The organism is Capnocytophaga sp. oral taxon 380 str. F0488 (genome assembly GCF_000318255.2).
In the GTDB taxonomy this organism is placed as follows: domain Bacteria; phylum Bacteroidota; class Bacteroidia; order Flavobacteriales; family Flavobacteriaceae; genus Capnocytophaga; species Capnocytophaga ochracea.
Genome location: NZ_KB291190.1, coordinates 15,742 through 25,930, shown reverse-complemented (window position 1 = coordinate 25,930; position 10,189 = coordinate 15,742). Strand labels below are relative to the sequence as shown.

Here is a 10,189-nt window from a genome sequence, read left to right as displayed (position 1 = left end):
CCCCACCCATCTTACACCCTTTTTTCATCAAAAATCCTACTTCCCCTCTTCCGAATTACTCCGATATCTTCCGAATCTCTCAACCCTTTCCCATTTGCTAATTTAACTGCCTGTGCGGCTCGCACCTCATTTCCTCATTTCCAAATTTGCTAATTAAAATTTTTTATTTATCTTTGCAAAATAAAAACTCATCAGAAATCCAAGTTTTGTATCACACTTCATTTAATTTACTATTCTACTACTCCTCTGAAAACTCAAAGAGCTCAGAGATATTAATAACCATAAGTAAAAACCATTAAATCATATTACAAATGAAAAAAACATTTATTACTTTTGTTGTGGCAATCGCCACTATCATTGGCGCTAATGCCCAAGAATTTAAAGTAGGTGCTAAAGCGGGCTTTTTGATGTCCAATGTTTCTGACCCTGAAACTTCAGTTTCAGTAGGAGGATTTACAGGAACCGCCAAATTTAGTACTTCTTACAGCCCTGGGTTTCACTTCGGAGCTTTTATCGAATATGGCTTCAACGAACAATTATGGGTAGAAGCTGGTGTTGACTATGCTTTCCAAGGAGCTAATATCAATTCTTTAAGTGGTAGCATCAACAACATTTCGCTTGGAGAATTAGATATTAAGGACGGTAAATTGAAAATCGAGCAGTTCAACATTCCTCTTTGGATTAAATACGACTTCAACGGGTTCCGCCCTAAAATAGGGGTGAACTTAGGTTTTGTGTCAAAAGCTAAAGCCAGCGGTAAAGATAATTCGAATTTTGGTTTAGTAAATGTAGACAATGAACCTTTAACTCTCGACAAGAAATTCGATTTAGGATTAGGCTTTGGTGCTGAATACAACTTCGATTCTGGTTTCTTTTTCGATGCTTCCTTTAATTTAGGTCTTACCGACTTATCGACTAAATCGTATTCAGAAAACGGATATAAACTTCCTACTTTGAATTTCAAAAACCGCGTATTCCAAGTAGGGGTAGGTTACAAGTTCTAGTAGCTTCATAGGAAAAATTTTATAAAAAAGACTGTCTAAAAACCATAGACAGTCTTTTTTACCTCTTATCTCTTACCTCCTTTGCATTTCTACCAAACTTCTTCTTAAAGGCAGTCGAAAAATGCGATATATAATCATACCCACAGGTAAGGGCAATCTCTCCTATACTCTTATCGCTGTGAAGGAGCAGTTGTTGTGCCAACTCCATTTTATAGTCGTATAGATAACCAAAAACAGTAGTGCCAAATACCTCTTTAAAACCATAACACAACTTCTTTTCGTTCACACCTACGGCACGTGCCAATTCAGTTATCGAAGGCGTAACGTCCAACTGAGCCGTAAGGCGGTCGCGCACTTCGTACATCTTCCGCACGTCGGTTTGGGTTTTGCAGTATTGGTATACTTGTAGCTGTTGCTGTTCGTATTGATGTAATTGTAACAAAAAGAGTTCCTGCACTTTTAAGTCGGCATAAGCTCGTGCTGCCTTGCCCAAAAGAGAAGCGTGTTGCAGTTGGTCAAGGGCAGTTTGCATAGCAAAGTCAGTAGGAAGTGATTGTTCAGGCGAAAGAATAAAGTTACCACCCCGCTCATAGCGCTGATACCACGCCATAAAAGTTTCGGGGTATTGGGTAGCTATTTGCGCAAATTGCTCAGCACTGATAGCAACCGTAACCACTTCTATAATATCATCTTTATGCAACAAGTCTTTGCCCAAGCATTCTTCTTTACCAAAAAAGATATTGTGAGTCCCCACCTTACTGATACAATTTCGCCCGTCTATCTGCACCGCCATACCTTTGTGAGTTCGGGTTACAAAATAAAGACGCACTGAAGGAATATCCATACGTCCCTCAAAAGCCACATCTTCTTTCATTTGTGCTTGCCATCGGTAGTAAGTATGATTGCCTAAGGTTTGTTGTTCCAATTGAAACACCCCTATTTGTTCATTCACTCTTTCGTAATAATTTTGTACTTCTTCCTCATTGGTTACCAAAGGTAATGTTATTTCGTTTATCATATTCATCAGTCGTTTTTCACGTTCATCAGCCGTTTGCCGTCAGCACCACCAGCCGGCTACGAACAACTAATCACTAAATTTGCTATTCAGATGTAAAACTTTGCTAAGGAAATTAAACAATCGCACTTCCTTTTTGCTGTATTTTTGCGCTCTGAAATCTATTGTTTAGAACAAAAGTAAATAACATATTTCAAACCACCAAATATTTTAAGTATTAGTTTTTTAGTCGTTAGCAGTTAGCAAGCGATTAAATACTGATTATTAGGTAATTCAACTTTGCCAAAGTTTGAAACGCAAAAACCGATATCTATGTTAAACAAAACTTTTCTTTTACTACTACTCTTCAGTCTTTCTATATCAGCTCAAAACACTGCCGAACTCATTGGTACGGTTACCGATAAAGTAACTCATCACCCTTTAATAGGTGCCGATGTTTACATCAAAGAACTAAACAAAGGCGTGAGCACCGATGCACGCGGTCAATATCGATTGGCACACTTACCCGAAGGGAATTATACCGTGTGGTTTAGTTTCCTCGGTTATCAAACCTTTGGAAAGAAAATCAGTGTGAAAGGACAAGTACGTTCAGATGTATCGCTGAAAGAACAAGCCGAAGAAATAAGCGGAGTAACTGTTTCGGGCAAGAGTATCGCTCACCAAAAGAAAGAGCAGAGTATGCCCGTAACGGTAATTGATATGAGTAACCTGCGAGGTACGGTAAGCAGCGTACAGGATATTCTTCTAAAAACCGTAGGTATCACTTTACGTTCTTCAGGAGGGGTAGGCAGTAGTTCACGTATCTCAGTAAGAGGGTTAGAAGGCAAACGCATAGGCTTTTTTATAGACGAATTGCCCTTAGGTGAGCAAACGGATTATATCGATATCAATGATATCCCCATAGATATGATTGACCGTATTGAGATTTACAAAGGAGTAGTACCAGCACGCTTCGGGGGCTCATCGCTTGGAGGAGCTATCAATATCGTTATTCGCGAATACCCCGATAAATATGCCGACCTCAGTTATGGATATGAAAGTTACAACACCCATAAGGCACAAGGGGTATTCAAACGCAACCTCAAACAGCGTGGATTGGTATTCGGTATCGGTGGGGGCTATACTTCATCGGATAATAACTACACTTTCGATTCTCCTTTTCAAGAAGGATTGCGCATCACCCGCAACCACGATAAGTACCGCAAGCTCATCATTGGCGGGAGCTTCAAAGCAAAGAAATGGTGGTTCGACGAAGTAGAATTAGAACCCGTGTTCGTCAAAACCTATAAGGAAATTCAAGGTATCGAATACGATATACGAGAAGCCCATAGTCAGTCGTTAATGACGGGGCTCTCTAATAAACTCGAGAAAGATAATTTCCTTACAGAAGGCTTAAACCTCGATATGTTCAACGGATTGGTACTTACCAAAATGAACTTCATCGACAAAGCCACCCGTCGCTATGAGTGGGACGGTAGCTCCTACCCTACCCCTTCGCGTTATGGCGGTGAGGCAGGTTATAACTACCCATCGGACTCTGACGATAAAAAGCTCACTTTTATTAATAAAACCAATTTGGAGTATATTCTTACTGAACGCCATTCGCTGAATATCAACAGTGTGTTTTCTATGGCAAACGGTACGCCCAAAGACGACTTAAAGACCCTGAGTCTGGGTAAGCAAGTGAATTTCGATTCGCAAATGCGCAGTTGGATAAGCGGACTTACATACGACTTCCGTACGCTTAACGACGTGTTTTTGAACTCGCTCACAGTACGTCATTATATGTATACTATGCACACCCAAATGGCGCCACTCTTTGTCCCCGGCAAGTACGATGTAGATGTAAGCAAGAGCGATTTTGGGGTGAATAATGCGATGCGTTACCGCTTCCTGCCTTCGCTAATGGGGAAACTCTCTGCTGGTTATGAGGTGCGTATTCCTTCGGAAACGGAACTCTTAGGCGATGGTATAGCCGTAATCCCTAGTCCTGATTTATTGCCAGAGCGTAACCTCAGCGCTAACCTCGGTTTCCTGTTCGACCTTACAGGCAAGCACCCTACCAATGCTCAGATAGAAATGAACTTCTTCTATATGTATTTGCAAGATATGATACGTTATACTGCCGGACTCATAGGGGCACAATACCAGAATTTTGGTGAGATGCGTACTCTTGGGGTAGAGTTTGAAGCCAAAGCCGATGTATTGCCTTCGCTTTATCTATACGGCAACACTACTTATCAAGACCTGCGCGATACACGTGCTTACGAGCCAGAAAGCACCGTGCCTAACCCTACTAAAAACAAACGTATGCCTAATATACCATACTTAATGGCAAATGCAGGCTTGGAGTTCCACCGCGAGAACCTCTTTGGTGGCACGGGGCAAAACACACGCCTTTTTGCCGATGTGGCTTTTGTGGAAGAATATTACTATGATTTTGAAATGACGCAATTGCAGAAACGACGCATTCCGCGCAGTACAACTATTGATATAGGTTTTGAGCACAGTTTTTTAAATAATAAGGTATTCCTCTCGGGGAAAGTGCGGAATATAACGAATGAAAAGACCTTATCAGAATTTAACCGCCCATTAATGGGAATCAATGGAGGGGTGAAGCTAAGAGTAATATTCTAACTCCTCCTCGTCCGAACTAAAAATATACTTTAACTATACTTTCAGTGGGTCTACAGTGGCTCTACAGTGGGTCTACAGTGGGTCTACAATAAATTAAAAGCGAATCTAAAGCGAATTTAAAGCGTAGGACGAAAATTTTACAAACCAATTCTGATTGGCTGGCTATAAAAAGTGAAGCAAAAGATGAAAAACAATTATATATGAAAAAAAGATTTATTTTAGGCTTAATAGCCTCACTTATTACTTTTTTCGGTGATATGCTATTGGGGTACATTCAGGTAGAAAACCCTCAAAAATCACTGATGAACTTCTCACTTACCTTACCCCTATCGCGCATTATGTGGGGAGGATTCTTAGGTGTGATAGGTATCCCTCTGCAGTGCATAGGGTATTGGCAAATTTACAAGTTGATGAAAGAAGGTAGTGAAACGCTCTCAAAGCTTTACAAAGTAGGTATCTGGGGGTGGCTGGTAATGGCAGCTTGTGGGGTGCACCTTAATTGTGCTGTGGTGATGCTTATCTACAAACAGCTTTACCCCACCGATGCAACCTTAGCTCACAATATAGCTACTACCTTTTCTAATAATGTATTAGTGCCTTGCTATTACATTTTTATCGTCTTTTTCCTACTGATGAACATCTCACAGTTCATAGCTTTTGTAAGGAAAAAGACCGTTTATCCTCGCGTAGCAGCCCTTTTCAATATGTTTATAGGTATTGGCATCATTCATCTTATAGCCTATTTGTTGCCAGATTCGGCTATTAAAAACGGATTGAATGTTTCGGCTATCAGCTTGGGTAATGCCCTGATGTTTATAGGGTTGCTTTTTTTTAAAGGTCAGACAAGTCTAACAACTAATAATAATAACTAAAAACTAATTTTATGTATTCAAAAGTATTTTTAACTGTGTGCTCTTTAGCACTTCTCACGGTGGGTTGCAAGAAAGACGACAACCCTACCCCCGCTCCCATACCACCAAGCAATGTGGTTTATACAGGTGATTTCTTATTAGAAACTTCTGTCAAAAACCCCGATGGTATGAGTGGTAGTTCTTATCTTCAAATCTTTCATAAAATGGCGGGAGGTATCGCTATTGATAACTCCAAAGCTGAGCAAGTAGAGTTTGGCTCTTCGGTACAAGTAGAAGGGAAAAGTGTTTATCTTTTCGACACTATGAAAGGTGTCGGCGGTATCACCCAATATACTTACGACTCTACTACCAAAAAGCTCACCAAAGGAGCAAATCTCGCAGGGCTTTCTAATTCGATGGTAGGTCATCTCGAAAAAGTAAGTGCTACCAAAGCCTATGTACCTATGTACACACAAGGAGTCGTGTGGATTATCAACCCACAGACAATGCAAAAAACAGGAGAAATCAATCTCGCCCAATACGCTCACGGCGATACCAGTCCTGATCCTGCTATGGGTATTATTCGCGATGGCAAGTATTACCTATGTCTTAACCAAATCAACCCTGGAGCAGGTTGGCAACCTTACGCCGACTACCAACAGTGTGATGTGGCTATTATCGACCCTCAAACTGATGTGGTAGAGAAAGTAGTTTCCGAAACCACTACTAAACTCACTTTCCCCACTCGCCCTATGGCACAATGTAAAGGAATGCTCTTTACCAATGAAGCAGGTGACCTTTATATAGCTACCGCAGGTTATTTTGGATATTCCAAAGACAATACTAAGTGCGGTTTCCTCTGTATTCCTAAAGGCAAGACTGAATTTGACAGTAGTAAATCGTGGGATATCTCTACTACTCCTATTGCAGGCACTAATTATAAGCCTGCTAGCGTGTACAACTGTTTGTATATAGGCAATGGTAAAGCAGTAGCTTATGTAGGTATAATAGAACTTAACGGAGCAAACCCCTACACCGCTAAAAACGCTATGGCAGTACTCATAAATTTCAACAACAAATCTATCAGCCAGATAAGGGGCGTTCCGCTTACAGACGGACATAGTATTCTCATTACCAAACTGAAAGATAGAGTACTCTTTGGCGCTTTCGGTACCGATAAAAGAGGTTTATTCGATTTCAATCCTGCTACTGAAACCGTAGAACAAGTTCTTAGCACTACTGGAAACCCTGCGTTCTTTCACGAGTTCTAATTTTTAGAATCAGACCTGTCGAACGAGTCGAACAGGTCTGATTCTAACCTCTAACATCTATGAACAAAATACCCGAAACAATGCTCATTACTTTATGGGCAAAAGCTACTGAAAATAAAGAACCTCAACCGCTGTTACGCGATGAGAAGGCTGCTGAGATTATAAACAAAATAGACTATGATTTTAGCCGGTTCAAGAAAGGTAAATTCTCCCAAGCAGGCGTGTGTGTACGCGCTCACCTGATAGACGAAGAAACACGTGCTTTTATAGAGCAACACCCCGATGCAGTAATAATACAATTGGGTACGGGTCTTGATGCTCGTTATGAGCGTTTGGGTTGTCCGGAACTTACCCATTGGTATGACCTCGATTTGCCTGAGGTAATTGCTATCCGGCGTCAGTTTTTTGAGGAGAGTGAAAGACGTAGTTTTTTAGAAATGTCTCTCTTTAATACTGAATGGATAGAGAAAGTAAAAGCTCACCACAAACCGATACTCATTATTGTTGAGGGGGTGCTGATGTATTTCCCTCCGTTTGAGGTAAAAGATTTTATGATACATCTCTGTGAAGCATTTACTGAAGCTACTATTCTTTTTGATATGCTCGCTTATGCCTTAGTAGGGCACGCTAAGAACCACGATACACTAAAAGCAATGGATAAAGACAGGCGCCCTGAATTTCAATGGAGCGAAAAGTATAGCGAGGCGATGGAGCAGTGGCACCCTAAGTTGCACGTGGCGAAAGAGTTTTTTATGAGTAAGTACGACCAAGGGCGCTACCCTTTTATCTTTCGTATGCTATATAAGATTCCGTATTTTTATAGACGATTTAACCAGAGAGTGGTGAGATTAGAGATAAGGTAAATAACATAATAAATATTTGATATATAACGTTTTAAATAATATATAGAAAATAAAAGTAGTAAAAAAATTAGGAGATTAAATAATTATTATTACTTTTGTGCTTTCAAAACAGAAATTTTAGTTATATACCTTATTTTAATAAATATAAATGAGAACAATACAATTTAGAGAAGCCGTTTGCGAAGCGATGAGTGAAGAAATGCGTCGCGACGAGTCTATTTATTTGATGGGTGAAGAGGTAGCCGAATATAATGGCGCATACAAAGCCTCTAAAGGAATGCTCGATGAATTTGGGCCTAAACGTATTATTGATACCCCTATCTCTGAAGGTGGTTTTGCAGGTATCTCAGTAGGGGCTGCGATGAATGGTAACCGTCCTATTGTAGAGTTTATGACCTTCAACTTTTCATTAGTAGCGATTGACCAAATCATTAACAACGCGGCTAAAATGCGCCAGATGTCAGGAGGTCAGTTTAATATTCCTATCGTATTTCGTGGTCCTACCGCTTCTGCTGGTCAGTTAGCGGCTACCCACTCTCAAGCCTTTGAGAACTGGTATGCTAACTGCCCTGGATTGAAAGTAGTAGTTCCTTCTACACCTTACGATGCAAAAGGACTCTTGAAGTCGGCTATCCGTGATAACGACCCTGTTATCTTTATGGAATCTGAGCAAATGTACGGCGATAAAGGTGAAGTGCCAGAAGAAGAATACACTATTCCATTAGGCGTTGCCGATATTAAGCGTGCGGGTACTGATGTAACTATCGTTTCTTTCGGTAAAATTATTAAAGAAGCGCATAAAGCTGCTGATATTTTAGCCAAAGAAGGTATTGAGTGTGAAATCATCGACTTGCGTACTGTACGTCCGCTTGACTTTGACACTGTATTCGCTTCGGTTAAGAAAACTAATCGCTTAGTGATTTTGGAAGAAGCGTGGCCTTTTGCCAGTGTGTCTTCTGAAATTACTTATCAAGTACAAGAGCACATCTTCGATTATCTCGATGCGCCTGTACAACGCATTACTACCACTGATACGCCAGCACCATTCTCTTCAGAACTTTTGAAAGAGTTTTTGCCAAATGCTGACGACGTAGTAAAAGCGGTAAAAAAAGTACTTTATAAATAAGAATTTGCTATCATTTTTATTTTTTTAAAAGTTATATTTTATTTTTTAGTCTTCACGATTTTTCCTCATCGTGAAGACTTTTTTTCGTTTAAGAGCGTTAATCTTTTGTTAAACTTTTGATAGGAAAGCAAAAGAATAAAAGTTATGTTTGTAACACAAATTAACGTCTTCATTGTTTATGAACTATTAAAATGATGCCAAATAAGCTCATTATAAGGGCGTTGTTTTAACATATTATTGATTTCTGAAAGAAAAGAAAAAGATACAAAGGTGGTTTATATAACTTGTAAGAATTAAGAATTTTTCAGTATCTTTGTGCGAAATTAGGAGGGGAATTATATATGCCATTAGAGAGCACCATAAAAGTAGATAAAAAAACCACCTTGTACATTTGGGAGGTAAGGGAGGAGCTTGCTGTGTTGGAAGAAGAAACTCCTCTTACTCCTGAACAAAAGGAGAGTTACAATGCTATTAGCAATGAGAGGGCTAAAAAGAACTTTTTAGCCACGCGTTTATTGCTAACTCAGTTAGGACACGCCCCCAATTCTTTGCATTACAATGCTTACGGGAAGCCTTTTTTAAAAGGAAAAGATTTTATTTCGATTAGTCATTCGTTTGATAAAGTTGTGGTGATGATAAGTAATAAACCTGTGGGGGTGGATATTGAGAAGAAACGAGAGAAAATATTGCGTATTGCACATAAATTCACTCAATGGAATTATCGCTCAGCGAATTACTCGATTCACAACATCATTCAGAAACTTACAATGACGTGGTGTGCCAAAGAAGTAGGTTTTAAAATTCATAACAAACCTACACTTACCCTAAACGATGTGAGGGTAAAAGACTTTTTCCCTAATGACAAGGAGACGGATATTAAGATAGGAAACACTATGTATAAGGTCTTTTTTATTTTGATAGAAGATTTTGTTTTAGGATATTGCAAAGCTAATAAATAAACATTTTGGTTATACACAGGAACAAATGGTAGATTTTGTAGTTGTACAAAGTTTGCCATTTGTTTTTTTATGTTAATGAATGTGGGTTGGGCGTAAATGTCAGAATTAGAAAAATGAGAAAATTTGGAAATGAGAAAATTTGGAAATGAGAAAATGGAGTGTGAGGTTGAGTTAGAGGAATGAGGCTGTGCCTCAGAAATTAAACAAAATTTAAACAAAATCAAGGCTACGCCTTGTAAACCAGCGGAGGTATTGTCTGTTTAATCAACTTTGGCAAAGGTGCGAGCCGCACAGGCAGTGTGAGCCACACGGGCGGGAGAAAATTAGCAGATTAGCAAATGTGGAAATTAGGAAATTAGAAAATGAGTAGTGATAAAAATCGTTTTTTGACAGGTCTGACTTGTAGGATAAATCGGACTGGTTAGAATTTTCGGAAGGAAACGGAGAAGTTCGGAAGAGGGGA

8 protein-coding genes are annotated in these 10,189 nt (G+C 39.6%); 7 read left to right on the top strand and 1 reads right to left on the bottom strand.

What is annotated here, in order from left to right; genetic code table 11:
• The first annotated feature begins 311 nt into the window (after positions 1–311).
• Complete coding sequence (locus HMPREF9078_RS03810; RefSeq protein ID WP_009419425.1) at positions 312–1,004, top strand: porin family protein; 693 nt, start codon at positions 312–314, stop codon at positions 1,002–1,004.
• A 58-nt stretch (positions 1,005–1,062) separates the two neighbouring features.
• Here the strand turns inward: HMPREF9078_RS03810 and HMPREF9078_RS03805 are convergent, their stop codons facing one another.
• Positions 1,063–2,028, bottom strand: coding sequence for an AraC family transcriptional regulator (locus HMPREF9078_RS03805; RefSeq protein WP_009419424.1), 966 nt, complete (start codon positions 2,026–2,028; stop codon positions 1,063–1,065).
• Between the two features lie 303 nt (positions 2,029–2,331).
• On the opposite strand from HMPREF9078_RS03805, the gene HMPREF9078_RS03800 reads away from it, so the two are divergent.
• The 6 genes from HMPREF9078_RS03800 to HMPREF9078_RS03775 all read left to right on the top strand — a co-directional run bounded on the left by HMPREF9078_RS03800 (position 2,332) and on the right by HMPREF9078_RS03775 (position 9,726).
• Entirely contained in the window at positions 2,332–4,656 is a 2,325-nt protein-coding gene (locus HMPREF9078_RS03800; RefSeq protein WP_009419423.1) for a TonB-dependent receptor, read from the top strand.
• A gap of 200 nt (positions 4,657–4,856) precedes the next feature.
• On the top strand, positions 4,857–5,528 hold the full coding sequence (locus HMPREF9078_RS03795; RefSeq protein ID WP_009419422.1) for a DUF6796 family protein: 672 nt from the start codon (positions 4,857–4,859) through the stop codon (positions 5,526–5,528).
• Positions 5,529–5,539: 11 nt separating this feature from the next.
• On the top strand, positions 5,540–6,778 hold the full coding sequence (locus tag HMPREF9078_RS03790) for a hypothetical protein (protein WP_009419421.1): 1,239 nt from the start codon (positions 5,540–5,542) through the stop codon (positions 6,776–6,778).
• A gap of 59 nt (positions 6,779–6,837) precedes the next feature.
• The gene (locus HMPREF9078_RS03785) at positions 6,838–7,641 is read left to right on the top strand and encodes a class I SAM-dependent methyltransferase (protein ID WP_009419420.1); all 804 of its coding nucleotides are present in this window, start codon (positions 6,838–6,840) and stop codon (positions 7,639–7,641) included.
• A 148-nt stretch (positions 7,642–7,789) separates the two neighbouring features.
• On the top strand, positions 7,790–8,767 hold the full coding sequence (locus tag HMPREF9078_RS03780; protein ID WP_009419419.1) for a pyruvate dehydrogenase complex E1 component subunit beta: 978 nt from the start codon (positions 7,790–7,792) through the stop codon (positions 8,765–8,767).
• 341 nt (positions 8,768–9,108) lie between these two features.
• Positions 9,109–9,726, top strand: coding sequence for a 4'-phosphopantetheinyl transferase family protein (locus tag HMPREF9078_RS03775; protein WP_009419418.1), 618 nt, complete (start codon positions 9,109–9,111; stop codon positions 9,724–9,726).
• Positions 9,727–10,189: the final 463 nt, after the last annotated feature.